General features: G+C 74.8%; 11 protein-coding genes. 7 read left to right on the top strand and 4 right to left on the bottom strand.

Translation table 11 applies throughout. From position 1 onward, the window contains the following. Together ACFXHB_RS41700 and ACFXHB_RS41705 are read right to left on the bottom strand one after the other, a co-directional pair. A partial coding sequence (locus ACFXHB_RS41700) for a beta-ketoacyl synthase N-terminal-like domain-containing protein (RefSeq protein WP_380581912.1) occupies positions 1–3,413 on the bottom strand: 3,413 nt, incomplete at its 3' end. A 544-nt stretch (positions 3,414–3,957) separates the two neighbouring features. After that, positions 3,958–4,731, bottom strand: coding sequence for a BTAD domain-containing putative transcriptional regulator (locus ACFXHB_RS41705; protein ID WP_380581914.1), 774 nt, complete (start codon positions 4,729–4,731; stop codon positions 3,958–3,960). 1,238 nt (positions 4,732–5,969) lie between these two features. On the opposite strand from ACFXHB_RS41705, the gene ACFXHB_RS41710 reads away from it, so the two are divergent. Further along, positions 5,970–6,362, top strand: coding sequence for a hypothetical protein (locus ACFXHB_RS41710; protein ID WP_380581916.1), 393 nt, complete (start codon positions 5,970–5,972; stop codon positions 6,360–6,362). 129 nt (positions 6,363–6,491) lie between these two features. Here ACFXHB_RS41710 and ACFXHB_RS41715 read toward each other — a convergent pair whose 3' ends face one another. After that, a complete protein-coding gene (locus ACFXHB_RS41715) occupies positions 6,492–7,508 on the bottom strand; it encodes a zinc-binding alcohol dehydrogenase family protein (protein WP_380581930.1) in 1,017 nt (338 codons plus the stop codon). Between the two features lie 197 nt (positions 7,509–7,705). Between ACFXHB_RS41715 and ACFXHB_RS41720 the strand changes: the two genes are divergently transcribed. Together ACFXHB_RS41720 and ACFXHB_RS41725 are read left to right on the top strand one after the other, a co-directional pair. Next, positions 7,706–8,092 (top strand): winged helix-turn-helix transcriptional regulator, encoded by a 387-nt coding sequence (locus ACFXHB_RS41720; protein WP_380581918.1) that lies wholly within the window; start codon positions 7,706–7,708, stop codon positions 8,090–8,092. Positions 8,093–8,682: 590 nt separating this feature from the next. Beyond that, a complete protein-coding gene (locus ACFXHB_RS41725; RefSeq protein ID WP_380581920.1) occupies positions 8,683–8,997 on the top strand; it encodes a hypothetical protein in 315 nt (104 codons plus the stop codon). A gap of 301 nt (positions 8,998–9,298) precedes the next feature. Here ACFXHB_RS41725 and ACFXHB_RS41730 read toward each other — a convergent pair whose 3' ends face one another. Then, positions 9,299–10,075: an SDR family NAD(P)-dependent oxidoreductase gene (locus ACFXHB_RS41730; RefSeq protein WP_380581922.1), complete on the bottom strand. Its 777-nt coding sequence runs from the start codon at positions 10,073–10,075 to the stop codon at positions 9,299–9,301. A 122-nt stretch (positions 10,076–10,197) separates the two neighbouring features. Here ACFXHB_RS41730 and ACFXHB_RS41735 point away from each other — a divergent pair, with 122 nt between their 5' ends. The 4 genes from ACFXHB_RS41735 (at position 10,198) to ACFXHB_RS41750 (ending at position 14,238) form a co-directional block, all read left to right on the top strand. After that, positions 10,198–10,848 carry a bifunctional 4-hydroxy-2-oxoglutarate aldolase/2-dehydro-3-deoxy-phosphogluconate aldolase gene (locus ACFXHB_RS41735; protein ID WP_380581924.1) on the top strand — a complete coding sequence of 217 codons (651 nt, stop codon included), beginning with the start codon at positions 10,198–10,200 and terminating at the stop codon, positions 10,846–10,848. 14 nt (positions 10,849–10,862) lie between these two features. Beyond that, complete coding sequence (locus ACFXHB_RS41740; RefSeq protein ID WP_380581932.1) at positions 10,863–11,768, top strand: sugar kinase; 906 nt, start codon at positions 10,863–10,865, stop codon at positions 11,766–11,768. Beyond that, entirely contained in the window at positions 11,765–12,673 is a 909-nt protein-coding gene (locus ACFXHB_RS41745) for an SMP-30/gluconolactonase/LRE family protein (RefSeq protein WP_380581926.1), read from the top strand. Before ACFXHB_RS41740 ends, ACFXHB_RS41745 begins: the two co-directional genes overlap by 4 nt. Before the next feature lie 389 nt (positions 12,674–13,062). Next, positions 13,063–14,238, top strand: coding sequence for a mandelate racemase/muconate lactonizing enzyme family protein (locus ACFXHB_RS41750; RefSeq protein WP_380581928.1), 1,176 nt, complete (start codon positions 13,063–13,065; stop codon positions 14,236–14,238). The last annotated feature ends 379 nt before the right edge of the window (positions 14,239–14,617 follow it).

A 14,617-nucleotide genomic window follows, 5' to 3' on the forward strand; every position in this document is an offset into this window, starting at 1 on the left:
GCGGCCTGGGTGTGCCCGATGTTGGACTTCAACGAGCCCAGCCAGAGCGGTCGTTCGGCCGGGCGGGCCTGTCCGTAGGTGGCCAGCAGGGCCTGTGCCTCGATCGGGTCGCCCAGCTTGGTGCCCGTCCCGTGCGCCTCCACCGCGTCCACGTCCGCCGTCGAGAGCCGGGCGTCGGCCAGTGCCGCCCGGATCACCCGCTGCTGGGCCGGCCCGCTCGGCGCGGACAGCCCGTTGGAGGCACCGTCCTGGTTGACCGCCGAGCCGCGGACCACCGCGAGCACCCGGTGCCCGTGGCGTCGCGCGTCCGAGAGCCGCTCCAGCAGCAGGACGCCGGCGCCCTCGCCCCACGCGGTGCCGTCGGCGGCGGCCGCGAAGGCCTTGCAGCGCCCGTCCGGGGCCAGGCCGCGCTGGCGGCTGAACTCGACGAACATGCCCGGCGACGCCATCACGGCCGCGCCGCCCGCGACGGCCATCGTGCACTCGCCGGCCCGCAGCGCCCGGACGGCCAGGTGCAGGGCGACCAGCGAGGAGGAGCACGCCGTGTCGACGGTGATCGCCGGTCCCTCCAGCCCGAACACGTAGGACAGCCGGCCGGAGAGCACGCTGACGGTCGTCCCGGTCAGGACGTGGCCCTCGACGCCGGAACCCGCCTCGTGCATGCGGGCGCCGTAGTCCTGGGTCATCGCGCCGACGTAGACGCCGGTGCGTGAGCCGCGGACCGAGGAGGGGTCGATGCCGGCCCGCTCGAAGGCCTCCCACGCCGTCTCCAGCAGCAGCCGCTGCTGCGGGTCCATCGCCAGCGCCTCGCGCGGACTGATGCCGAAGAACGCGGCGTCGAAGCGGTCCGCGTCGTGCAGGAAGCCGCCCTCGCGGGCGTAGCTGTGCCCGCTGCGGGCCGGGTCGGGGTCGTACAGCGAGGACACGTCCCAGCCACGGTTCCCGGGGAACGGCGTGACGGCGTCCTGCTCGTCGGTGACCAGCTGCCACAGGTCCTCCGGGCTGTGGACCTCGCCGGGGAACCGGCACGCCATCGCGACGATCGCGATCGGCTCCGCCTCGCCGGCTGCCGCCTCGGCCGACGCCGGGCCCGCCTCCGCACCGCCGGAAGCGGAGGCCGCCGCGGCGCCGGCCCCGCCGCCCGGCCCCGCGAGCAGGTACCGGCGCAGGGCCTCGGGCGTCGGATGGTCGAAGAGCAGCGTGAGCGGCAGCGGCAGGCCGGTCGCCGCCATCAGGCGGTTGCGCAGCTCGACCGCCGTGGCCGAGTCGAAGCCGAGGTCCCGGAACGACCGGTCCGCGCCGGCCTCGGCCGCCGCCCCGGGGCCGCGCAGCGCCGTGATCTCCGCACGGACCAGCTCCCGGATCCACCGCTGCCGTTCGGCCTCCGAGCGCCCGTCGGCCGGCCGCGCGGCGCGGAACGGGTACGTCGGCAGCGGCACCCGTCGCGCGTCCGCGCCGGTGAGGACGGCGGGCCAGTCCACGGCCGTACCCCGGACGTGCAGCTGTGCGAGGGAGGTCAGGAACCGGTCCGGCCCGCCCTGGTCACGGCTGAGGGTGCCGATGACGGCGGTGTGCTCCGTCAGGCCGGCCTCGTCCAGCGTCTCCTGGAGACCCCCGAGCAGGCCGGGGTGCGGAGCCACCTCCAGGAAGGTCCGGTGGCCGTCGGACAGCAGCGCGCGGGTGGCCTCCTCGAAGCGGATCTCGCCGGTGATCTGACGGATCCAGTACGCGCCGTCCAGCTCGGCCGTGTCCAGCGGCCCGCCGGTGGCCGAGGAGTAGAACGGGACGGCCGAGGTGCGCGGCCGGATGTGCGCGAGGTCGGCGAGCAGCCGGTCGCGGTCCAGGCGCAGCCCGGGGGAGTGCGCGGCGAGCCCGTTGCTCAGCTTCCGCGCCCGGACGCCGTCGGCGGCCAGTTCGGCGAGCAGTTCGTCGACGGCGTCCCGGTCGCCGGAGAACAGCGCGGACCGCGGGCCGTTGGTGCCGGCGATGTCGAGCCTGCCCCGCCACCGGACCAGTCGCGGCGCCAGCTGCTCGCGGGGCAGCAGGGCGGAGGCCAGGTCGCCCTCGCCGGCCGCGTCGGCCTGTGCCCGGCTCCACCGCGCCACCACTTCGGCGGCCTCGTCCAGGCTGAGCGCCCCGGCGACGTGGGCGGCCGCGATCTCGCCGAGGCTGGCGCCCACCACGGCGGCGGGCTCCACGCCGCAGGCGCGCCAGAGGGCCGCGAGCGAGACCATGACGGCGAACAGGACGGGCTGGACGACGTCCACCGCCACCAGGGCCGGAGCGCCCGGGGCCCCGCGCAGGACATCGTTCAGGGACCAGGGGACGTGCGGTTCGAGCGCGTCGGCGCAGGCTCGCAGGTGCTCCCGGAACACCTCGGAGGACTCCAGCAGGGCGAGTGCCATGCCGGGCCACTGGGTGCCCTGGCCGGGGAAGACGAAGACCGCGCCCGTTCCGGTGTTCGTGGTGCCCGCGGTGCCGCGGACCAGCAGCGGGCCGAAGCCGTCCTCGGCGAGGGCGCGCAGGCCCTTCAGGACGTGCTCGCGGCTGTCGGCGACCAGGACGGCACGGTGCTCGAAGGAGGTCCGGGTGGTGGCCAGCGCGAGGCCCGTGTCGGTGAGTCGGAGCGCGGGGTCGGAGTCGAAGCGATCCTGGAGCAGCCGGGCCTGGGCCCGCAGACCGGCGGCGCTGCGGGCGGAGAGGACCAGCGGCGTGAACGCGGTCGCCAGGGGGCGCGGGGCGGCGGGAGAGGACTCGGCGGGTCGGGCGGCGGCACCGGCGGCGGCGGGGTCGGCGGGGTCGACCGGTCGTGCCCCGAGGAGGTCGAGCGGACCGGTGCCGTCCGTACGGTCCGTGCCCGCCGAGCCGTCCTCCCCGGCGTCGGCCGCGGGGTAGCGGCCGCCGATCAGGCCGTGGATCCGCCCGCCGTCGCGGCGTGCGGCCGGCAGTGGCCGGAGCACCGCGAGCACCGTGCCGGTGTCACCGGCGAGCGCGAGGTCGCACTCCCCGCGGCGCAGGCTCGCCGCGGCCAGGGCGGCGGCGTCCCGCGCGGTGGACGACGCTTCGAGGGTGACCAGCGGGCCGTGGAGGTCCAGGACGGCGGCGAGGTGCTCCGCGGCGCCGGCCCGGGAGGACGCGGTGAGGAAGACGCCCGTCCGGCCCGTGCCCAGCGAGGCGGGGACGATTCCGGCGTCCTCCAGGGCGGTCCAGCCGAGTTCCGGCCCGGCCCAGTCGGCGGGGCCGAGCCCGGTGGCCCGCTCGGGGGGAACGCCGAAGAACGCGGCGCCGCCGTCCGGCCCGTCGTGGCCTCGGTCGTCGTCACGGTGTTCGGGCGCCGGAAGGGACAGTCCGACGACGGCGACCGTGTCGTCCTCACAACTCGTCTGGGGCACGGCGAACTCGGCTTTCCTCATCGTCTCGACTTCCCACCCGGTCGGCCGGTGCAGCCGATGGGTCCGGTCCGCGACCGCCGTGACGGCGGTGGTTCGCGGCCGGGGTTTCCTTCGGTCGTGCTCGCTTGGGCCCGGCGGGACGGTTCGGGCCCGCCCGCTGTTGATCTTCATGCCTGTCGTCAGCACCTTGCCAGGGCCGTCTTGGTTGTGACTTGGAGCCGACTGGGAGACGACTTGAACCGGCTTTGGACGGCGGATCCGACCTGCGGGGATTCGACGGCGAACGGTCTGGCGGCGGCGTCGCCGGATACCCCATAAGCAATGGGCATGACAATGTCAAGGGCAGGCAAAAGGCCGGACGGCCGGTAGGCGTGATGGCCCTGCCGGTCGTCCGGCCTCCGTTCGGAGAGCCGTCTGACGGGTGTTCGGTGAGGTGAGTCCGGTGACGGGTGCTCAGTGGCGCGAGTCGGGTGCCAAGAGCGCGAGGGCGGTGTCTCCGTGACGCGGGCTCAGTGCAGGTGCCCCGGTGACGCGAGTCCAGCGCCGGCCCCCCGACGACAGGTGCTCAGGCGCAGCCGGCGATCGGGTCGCCGCGCAGGATCGTGCCGAACAGTTCCTGCAGCTCGTTGCCCGGGTCGACGCCGTACTCCTCCGCCAGGGTCCGGCGGGTGCGGTGGTAGGCGTCGATCGCGTCGGCGCGCCGGCCCGACCGGTACAGGGCCTTCATCAGCAGCCAGCTGAACCGCTCGCGGGTCGGGAACCGGGTGGCGAGCGCGGGCAGTTCGGCGGCGAGCGCGGAGAAGTCGCACTCCTCGGCCAGGGTGGCGTCCCACAGGCTCTCCAGGGCGAGGAGTCGCAGCTCCTCGAACCGCGAGGCCGTCTGCGCGCCGAGCGCGTAGTCGCTCACCTCCGGGTAGGCGGGTCCGCGCCACAGCGCCAGCCCGTCCTCCAGGGTCCGGCGCGCCGTCCGGTTGGTGCCGGCCTGGAGTTGCCGTCGGCCCTCGTGCAGCGTCCGCTCGAAGCGGACGGCGTCGATGCACTCGGCGTCCACGGCCAGGACGTAGCCGCTCGCTTCGCGCCGCAGGACGGTGTTCCGGCTCCGGGGCGGCCGGTTCGGCTCCAACAGCCGCCGGAGGTTGGACACATAGCTGTGCAGATTCGCCATGACGTCGTTCGGCGGATTCCGCGGCCAGACGGCCTCTGTGAGTTGTTCCACCGTCACGGGCTGGCCGGGTGTCAAGAGAAGGGCGGACAATACCGCCCGCTGCCGGGCCGACCCGGGATTCACGGGGATTCCTCCGGCCTGAACCGCCAATGGGCCAAGAACCCTGAAATTCATTGCGTGACCCTCCACCACAAGTCACCCCCGTACCGAAGAAACATCATCGACCGCGCGAAGAAACACTCCGGTTCCGGGAATGGCCCCCCAGGAGTCGAACAGGTTCTCGCACGGTTGACGACAGAGTACTTCCAAATCCTCCTGAAGAAAGGTCTGGATCGGTGGCGTCCGACTTGGTATGGCATGCTGACGCACGATCAGGTCAAGGTTTCGGAACTCCCTTCGCGGGTATTGCGGTTGACCCTCCGAATCGACCCTTCCCGACCTGGAAGTCCTCGGTCCGGACCGTCCCGGCCCGACCGTTCGGGCCCGGCGGCAGGCCGTCGACCTGGCGTGATCTCACCCCCCGAAAGGCGGGGAACGATTGAAATCTGCACATCGGCCGGCCGGGCCCGCGGGCCGCTCCCCGCGCCGTGCGGGGGTCGTGATCCGTTGCGGTGGTGGCCGGTTCCGGGGAGTCGCGCCGCGCCCGGATAGTCGCCCGGCCGCCGGAATCGGCCGAATTCCCTCGCCGGGACGCAGCCCGCCGCCGGGCGGGCCCGGTCATTTTCGGCCGTGTCCGGTTCTTGCCACCCCGCATTGGCCGGGGACCGGCCGGGGCGGAGCGGGGTTCGGGCCCGGCGGGTTTGTGCGGACGATTGCTCCGGGTGTTCCCGCAGGTCGACGACGGTCCGAAAGATCGTCAAGTGTCTTCGGGCCCGGTGTGATCCGGCCGGCGAATAGTGGTCGGGTATGCCAATGATCCTTGCTGGGAGATCAGTTGGTACTCGTCGACCCGGTCCGGTGGCCCGTCGCCGGGTGCCGGCCAGCCGTGTCCCCGGCCTGTGTGACCCGACCGCGGCGTCGGTGGGTCTGCCCGGGCCGTACCCGGCCGGCCGGGCCGGGTACGGTAGCGAGCTCCCCGGGAACGGGAGGGGGCCGGGCTGCTCGGCGGCGGCGCGCCCGGGGAGGAGATCGCCGCCGCCCGCTTCCTCTCGCTCCGCCCGGTGGCCCGGCGTGTGGTGAAGGTGCCGCGCGAGCCGGGCACGTCGCGCGGCCGGGATCCGCGACACCGCCCGGGCGAGGAGGGGGCACGTCAGGGGCGGGCGGATGTGTCACCCTGCGTCGTGCCCCGGGTGGGATCGGTCACTGAGGGTGTACCTAGGTAGGGGCCCGCATTGAACACCTATCGATCCGCAGGCTGCACTGGGAGTGTCGCGGCACTCGGCGCGGCCCCCGAGATCAGGCAGGTGGCAGAGATGTTCGCATTCGACCGGAGCAGTGACACCGGGCGGGCGCCGCGGACGGCGATCTACCTCCGCTCCTACCCCTTCGACGCGAGCGGGATGGAGTGCCACCGCCGCGCACTGGAGGAGCTCGCGTTCTCCTCCGGGCTGCCCGAGCCGGTGATGTTCCTGGACAACGGGCTGCGCGCCGGTGACGGACTGCCCTCCCGGGACGCCCTGCTGAAGGCCGTCGCCGCCGGATCGGTGGACATCCTGCTGGTTCCCGGACTGTACGTGTTCGGCCTGGACGACGACGAGGCGAACGCGGTGAAGGAGGAGCTGGCACGGCACGGCTGCCGGCTGGTCCAGCTGCCCTCCCGCCGCGGCCGGGCTCGGCGGGACGCCAGCCTGACCCCGGCGGCCTGACGCGCGCCGGGGTCGCGGTCGGCAGGCCGTGACCCGGTCGCAGCGCCCCGAGAACCCCGAGGCCGATCGGGCCCCGGGGTTCTCGGGTGCCGCGCGACCGGCGGCGGACGTCGCCGTCGTCGCGGACCCTCAGCGGGGGAACCCCGTGAGGGTGGTCTTTCCGATCGTGGTGCCGGACTCCTGGCGGCGGTGGGCCTCGCGCAGGCCCGCCGCCGTGATCGGACCGAGGTCGTTCGTCGCGGTGCTGGTCAGCACGCCGTCGTCCACCAGGCGGGCGACCCGCTCCAGGATGCGGTGCTGGGTGTCCTGGTCCGGCGTGCGGTGCAGCGAGCGGGTGTACATGAACTCCCAGTGGAACGAGATGCTCTTGGACTTGAGGACCCCGATGTCCAGCGCGCCGAAGTCGTCGATGGCCACGATCGCGCCGAAGGGCTTCAGCACCTCGGCGTACGCGGGGAGGTTGCGGTCGGTGCCGGCCGTGCTGAACACCAGGTCCACCCCGTCCGGCGCGACCTCGGCCAGCTGCCCGGCGAGCGGCCGGTGGTGGTCGACGATGTGGTGGGCACCCATGCGGCGCGCGAACTCGGCGCTCTCCGGCCGGGAGGCGGTGCCGATCACGGTCAGCCCGGTCAGTGCGCGGGCCAGCTGGGTGACGACGGCGCCCACCCCGCCCGCCGCCGCGGTCACCAGCAGCGTGCCGGTGCGGTCGGGGGCGACGGCGGCCTGCCCCAGCCGCTCGAAGAGGCCCTCCCAGGCGGTCAGCGCGGTCAGTGGCAGCGCGGCGGCCCCGGCGAAGGAGACCGATCGGGGCCGGTGGCCGACGATCCGCTCGTCCACGGCGTGGTACTCGGCATCGGCGCCCGGACGGTCGATCGCGCCGGCGTAGTAGACCTCGTCCCCGACCTCGAACAGCGTGACCTCGTCCCCGACCGCGACCACCGTGCCGGCCGCGTCCCAGCCGAGCACCTTCCACTCGCCCCGCGGATCGACGTTCTGGCGCACCTTGTGGTCGACCGGGTTGAGCGCGACCGCCTCCACCCGGACCAGCAGGTCCCGCGGCGCGGGCTGCGGCACCGGCAGCTCCACGTCCTGGAGGCTGTCCGGGTGCTCGACGGGCAGGCTCGCGCGGTAGGCCACGGCGCGCATCGTCGTGGGGATCTCGTTCTCGCTCATCGCGGTGTCCTTCGGTCCTGGGTTCTGTGCCGGAACCGGCCCCGGTCCGGGTGGTCCGGTCCCCGGCCGGGCCCGCCGGGGACCGGCCCCGGGGGCCGTCACGACGACGGTACGGAACGGGTAGTGGTAACCCGCAAGGGACACAACTTCCCTTTGGGTACCATGGCGCCATGACCCCGAAAGCGACCCTGCCCGTGGCGCCGGCGGCGTCCGCTCACTGCGACGCGCCGAAGGACGTCTACGCCGCCGCCTGCCCGTGCCGCGACATGCTCGATCTGCTCGCCAACAAGTGGAGCGCCCTCGCCCTGGGCGCGCTGGAGCCCGGTCCGCGGCGCTTCGGCGCCCTGCGCGCGCGGCTCCAGGGCGTCAGCCCCAAGGTGCTCACCCACACCCTGCGCCGCCTGGAGGAGCACGGTCTGGTGGACCGCGAGGTCTTCGCCGAGGTCCCGCTGCGGGTCGAGTACCGCCTGACCGAGCTCGGTCGCGACGCCTGTGCGCCGCTGGCTCACCTGCGGACCTGGGTCGAGCGGAACATCGACCGCTTCCCGGCGCCCTGACCGGGCGGCGGTCCCGGGAGGGCGGGCCAGGGCAGACGGCTGATCGTTCGATCGACGTGGAGAAGCGGGCCGACGCCCCCCGCTTCGTCGCCCCGGACGGCACCGACCCGCTGCCTGCCGACCGGGTGCGACCGCCGCGGGGTACGGCCGGTGCGACGACATCACCGCCCGCGCGACCCGACCCGCCCTTCCGCCCCGGCGCCGGCTCACCCCCGCGACCCGGCGCCGGGCCGGTCGGGGAGCCGTCCGCTCCTCGTCCGTACCGACCGCTGGTTCCCTGCTTGACAGTGCGGATCGCAGGTCTGAGACTCGTCGCACCCCAATCGCCCCGGTCGGGACCGGTACGGCGGCCGTCGACGGCCGCCCCGGTCGAGTGGACACGCCGGGCCCGAGGCCAGGGCGGCAGTCGCCCGGTGGGCTTGGCGCGGGGTACCGTCCCTCGGCACCTGGGGTGATGAACCATGACTCGCAGCGAAGCGTCCGACGAAGTGCCCGGGCCCAGACCGGCACGATCGTCCTCGGCCCGTTGGCCGGGTGCCGTTCGCCGCCCCGGCACCCCGGAGTTCGAACAGTCGGCGAAGGACTGGCTGTTGGACCTCGCCCCCGCCCGGTGGCGTCACGAGGAGGTGTTCCACCGCAATCCGGTGGAGCTGGCCTGCATGCTCCGCCTCTACCTGGACGCCGAGGTGCTCGCCATGCAGGCCGGGCTCAAGGCCTTGCGCACCGCCCTGATCGGGGAACCGCGGCGTCCGGACGACGCCGAGACGATCTCGGCGTACGTGCGCGAGCAGACCTGGGCGAGGGCCGTCCGCGAGCAGGTCAGGCTGATCGAGGACGCCCTGCACGTGGCGTGCGGGAGCAGCGCCCGCAAGCGGGTGGCCTGGCGCATCGTGAGCGGCCAGTGAGCCCCGAGGGACGGCCCGCGGGCGCGTCCTGGGGACATCTCCCGAGGGTGGCGCCGTAACGCCGCCGAGCGTGCCGGGTGCCGCGGTCCGGAGCCCGACCCGGGCCCCTGGCGGGCGCTCCGGGCGGGCGGACGGTCCGTAGCGGGGCCGCCCGACCGGCGGGGCCCGGTTGGGCGACCGCTGCTCACCGTCCGGCGCGACCGGATCACGGCACGGCTCGGTGGGCGCGCGATCCCCTCGCGCGCCCAAGCCGCCGGGGTCGGTGCGGTCGGTGCGGTCGGGCCGGCCCGTGCGCACCGGGTCAGTGGGTGTCGAGCGGTGGCAGTCCCATCCGCTCGCGATGGGCATCGCGCAGCAGGCTGGCGGGGCTGACCACCGAGGCGCCCGCGTCCAGGACCAGCTCGGAGCCGGAGAGCGCGCCGGCCGCCGGCGAGGAGGCGAAGGCGACCGCCTCCGCGATGTCCTGGACGTCGATCAGGGTGCGCATCGGGTTGCTCTCCCGCAGTCGCGCCAAGTCCCCCTCGCCGGAGGCGAGTCGCGACTCGGTTGCCGGGGTCCGCACCCAGCCGGGGGCGAGTGTGACGAAGCTGATGCCGTACCGGCCGTAGTCCACGGCGAGCTGGCGGGTCAGCGCGGCGATCGCGCCCTTGGCGGCGGCGTACGCGGGCAGGCCCGGTGCGGCGGTGCGGTGCAGCACCGACCCGATGGTGACCACCGAGCCCGAGCCGGCCGCCATCATCGCGGGCAGTACCTCCCGGACGCAGAGGAAGACCGAGTCGAGGTTGGCGGACAGCACGCGCCGCCAGCCGTCGTCGGTGGTCAGGTGCAGCGGGTCGCCCTCGGTGATGCCGGCGCAGGTGACCAGCACGTCCACTCCGCCCAGGCCGTCGACGGCCGCCCGCACCGCGGCGCGGACCTGCCCGGGGTCGGTCACGTCCGCCCGGTGGAACGTGACGCCGGGCAGCCGCGGATCGGCGAGGTCGAGGCCGGCCACGCGCAGGCCGTCGGCGACCATGCGGGCCGCGACCGCGCGGCCGATCCCGCCGGCCGCGCCGGTGATCAGGGCGGTACGGGTCATCGAGGGGCACCTTTCGTCGGGCGGGGAGCGCGGGGCGGGGCGCGCGGGGTGGGGAGCGGGGTGGAGCCAGGAGAGAAAGTATACGATATCCTAAAGTCATCACCTGGGCTTCGGAGGCACCCGTGCAACCTGACGACCTTCTCTCCGTTCTGCGCGATCGCCGGATCCTGGCCGTCGTCAGGGGGAACGACCCCGACGCCGCCCTGGATGCGGTCCTCACCCTCTTCGCGTCCGGTATCGACCTGGTGGAGGTGTCGCTCACCACCACCGGCGCGCTCGACGTCCTGGAGCGCGCCCGGACGGCCCTCGGCCCCGGCGCGGCACTCGGCGCCGGCACGCTGCTCACCGCCGCGGACGCCCGGGCCGCCGCCCGGGCCGGCGCCGCCTTCGCGGTGACCCCCGGGGTGACCGAGGCCGTCGGCGTGGCGCGGTCCCTCGGCATGCCGGTCCTCGCCGGGGCGATCACGCCGACCGAGGTGGCACGCGCCCGCGAGGAGGGCGTGACGGCGGTCAAGCTGTTCCCCGGCAGCCTCGGCGGCCCCGGCTACCTGCGTGCCCTGCGCGACCCCTTCCCCGACGTGCCCTTCGTGCCCGTCGGCGGAGTGGACGCCCGGGCCGCCCGCGACTTCCTGGCCGCCGGCGCGCTCGCCGTCGGCGTCGGTGGCCCGCTGCTCGGCACCGCCGCCGGGACCGGCGGTGACACCGCGGGGCTGCCCGCCCGCATCGCCGCCTTCCGTGCGATCGCCGAGGAGTTCCCGTGCTCGACGTCCTGACCCTCGGCGAGGCCATGGCGGCCCTGCGTGCCGACCGACCTCTCCGACTCGGCGCCACCCTCGCCCTCTCGATGGCCGGCGCCGAGGCCAACGTCGCCATCGGCCTCGCCAGGCTCGGGCACGCGGTGCGCTGGGTCGGCGTGAACGGCGACGACGAACTCGGCCGCCTGGTCCTGCGCACCCTGCGGGCTGAGGGCGTGGACGTCTCCCGCGTGTCCGTCGACGCCGCGCCGACCGGGCTGGTGCTCTTCGAGCCGAGGGTGGCCGACCTGACGCGGGTCTCCTACTACCGCGCCGGCTCGGCCGGCTCCCGGCTGACCCCGGGCTGCCTGGCCGGCGCCCTCGCCGAGGGCGCCCGGATCGTCCACCTCACCGGGGTCACGGCCGCGCTCGGCCCCGGCCCCCGTGCCGCCGTCGAGGCGGCCGCCCACGCGGCACGGGGCGCGGTCTGTCTCGACGTCAACTACCGGGCGAGGCTCTGGTCGCCCCAGGAGGCCTCGGCCGCGCTGCGCCCGTTGATCCCGCTGGTGGACATCCTGGTGGCCTCCGACGACGAGCTCGCCCTGGTCGCCCCGCCCGGTGTCGAGCACGAGGCCGAGTGCGTCGAGGCGCTGCTCGCCCAGGGCGTCGGCGAGGTGGTCGTCAAGCGCGGCGCCGCCGGTGCCGAGGTCTTCACCGGGGACGGGTCGTTCTCCCGGCCGGCCGTCCGGGTCCCGGTCCGGAGCACCGTCGGGGCCGGCGACGCGTTCGTCGCGGGCTACCTCTCCGGTCTGCTCGACGGCCTGCCGGTGGCGGACCGGCTCGGCCGGGCGGTGACCACCGGGGCGTTCGCGGTCGCCTCGGCGGGGGACTGGGAGGGCCTGCCCTCCCGTGACGAACTGACCCTGCTGGACGCCGCACCCGGCAGCACGCTGCGATGACGGGGACCGTACGGGAGGAGGCGCCGGCGACGGCCGACGACGGCTGGCGGCCCTGCTCCTCCGAGCGTTACCAGCTGGGCGAGGGGGCCCGCTGGCACGAGGGCCGGCTGTACTTCGTCGACCTGCTCCGGGGCGCGCTGTACAGCCGGGCGCCCGGGGGCGGCCCGGGGCGCTCCCGGCGTGAGGCCGGGCTGGGCGTGCCGCTCGGTGCGGCCGCCCCGGTGGCGGGGCGGCCGGGTGAGTGGATCGTCGCCGCCGGCCCGGGCGTGGCACTGCTGCGCTCCGGCGGGGAGCCGCACTGGATCGCGCGGCCGGAGGCGGACGCGCCGCACCCGCGGCGGATGAACGACGCCGCCTGCGATCCGCGGGGGCGGTTCTGGGCCACCAGCATGGCCGCGGACGCGGCACCCGGCGCCGGGTCGCTCCACCGCATCGACCGGGACGGTTCGGCGCACCGGGTGCTGACCGGCCTCACCGTCCCCAACGGGCCGGTCTTCGACCCGTCCGGCGACACGCTCTACCTGGCCGACAGCGCCCGCGGCCTGATCGCCGCGCACGCCGTCGCCCCCGCCTCCGGGGAGCTCGGCCCGGCCCGGCCGTTCGTGCGCCTGGGCCCGGACGACGGACGGCCCGACGGCATGGCCGTCGACGACCGGGGCCGGCTCTGGGTCGCCCTGTGGGGCGCGGGGCGCGTGCACTGCTACGACCCGCGGGGGCGGCTGTGCGCGGTGGTGCCGGTCCCCACCCCGCACGTCAGCAGCGTCGCCTTCGGCGGCGGCCGGATGTACGTGACCACGGCCCGGCACCGCCTCGCGGACCCGGACCGGCTCGCGGGCGCCGTCCTCGCCCGGCCGTCCCCCGTCACCGCCCCGCCGGTGGCCTGCTACCGGCCGGACCTCCGGTGAGCGGGACCGGCCTCGCGGCCGCCGGCCGCCGGCCGTCGCGGCGGTGGGAAACCGGGCGGAGCCTGGCGAACAGTTCGTATATCGCATACGTTAAGGAGTCTTCGGGCCCCGGCGGACCCGGAGCCAACCCATGAGCACCACCCGATCCACCGGTGCCGACACCAACGGTGACCGCCGGCGGATCGGCCGCGGCCGTCCTCGACACCGCCGCCGCCCGCGCGATCACCGCGATCACCGAGATCACCGCGATCACCGTCCTCGGCGGTCGAGGGACCGCACGTGGCGAGATCGCCGGCGGCAGCCGACCTGCCCGCACACCACGACGCCCGCCCCCCACGACTCCCTCCCCCGCACGGGGGAGGGCCCGGCACTCCCCAGGAGCGATTTCCGTGAGCACCCAGCCACTGCGCATCACCAAGGTCGAGGCGCTGGCGCTGTCCGCCAGCTTCGACGACCTGTACGACTCGCCCGAGGACGTGCCGGACTGGCTGCGGTACCCGGCCTCCAGTCACCTCGTCCTCCCCCGCAGAGGGCAGTACGCGACCCTGGTCAAGATCCATACCGAGGACGGCTCGGTCGGCATCGGTGAGGCCTACGGGCTGCCCAGCCCCCAGGTCACCGCCACCGTCGTCGCGACCGTGCTCGCCCCGCTGCTGATCGGCCAGGACGCCCTCGCCACCGCCGCGATCTGGGAGCGGCTCTTCAAGGGTCAGGCCGCCGGGGGTCACAACCGCGGCTTCTACCTCGAAGCCCTCGCCGGGGTCGACCTCGCCCTGTGGGACCTGCGCGGCAAGCTCGCCGGACTCCCGGTGCACCGCCTGCTCGGCGGCCCGATCCGCGAGAGCGTCGACTGCTATGCCAGCCCGGTGGCCCTGCACGCGGACCCGGAGGACTCCGCCCGCCAGGCACTCGGCTTCGTCGACGCCGGTTTCAAGGCGCTCAAGGTCAAGATCGGCCGGGGCGAGCGCACCGACCGCGCCCACCTCACCGCCGTGCGCGACGCCGTCGGCGGCGACATCGAGATCCTCACCGACGTCAACTGCGCCTACGACCTGGACCAGGCCACCCGGGTCGGCGCCGTCCTGGCGGACCTCGGCATCTCCTGGTACGAGGAGCCGCTCCAGGTGGACGACCTCGCCAACCTCGCCGAGTTGCGCCGGCGCACCGGTCTGACCGTCGTCAACGGCGAGACCCACTTCACCCGTTTCGACCTCCGGGACTCGCTGCTCCACCGGGCCATCGACGTCTTCATGCCCAACGTCGCCCGGTGCGGCGGCATCACCGAGGCCATGCGCCTGTCCGCGCTCGCCTCCGCCTTCCACGTGGACATCGCCCCGCACGGTGTCGGCTCCGGGGTCAGCCTCTGCGCGGCCCTCCAGCTGTGCGCGGCGACCCCGAACCTGCGCACCTACGAGTACAACCGGCTCCCGAACCCGATCAGGGAGAACATCCTGCTCAACCCGCCGAAGTTCACCGACGGCGCCCTGGTGGTGCCGACCGGCCCCGGCCTCGGCTTCGAACTCGACGACGACGCGGTCGAGCGCTACACCGTCGCCCGCTTCTGACCCGTCCGCACCACCGCGCCGGCGGCCCCGCGAGGCCGCCGGCCCCTGGACAGCGGTGGCGGGCCGTCGCTGCCCTGACTCGACCCGCCACCGCCCCCGGTTCCCCGTCGCCCGTCCACCGGGCGGCGGGGAACTCCACCGTCCACGAGCGGTCCGCCCGCCCCCGCCCCGCACGCACACCCGCCCCGTACGCCCGGGCCGCGGAACGGCACCGTCAGCCGTCCCGCGGCCCGGGTCTTCTCTGGGGTCTATCAGGATTTCGGCTCTGTCTCGTAATCGGTGGCAACCAAGGGTGATCGGCATCGTTGGCATGGTGTGCGAGATGTCAACGAGCTTGTGAGTGTGGTGTTTTCAGGGTTGTCGGCGCTGGTGGTCGAGA

Origin of the sequence: Kitasatospora sp. NPDC059327, from assembly GCF_042752535.1 — a bacterium.
GTDB lineage: Bacteria > Actinomycetota > Actinomycetes > Streptomycetales > Streptomycetaceae > Kitasatospora.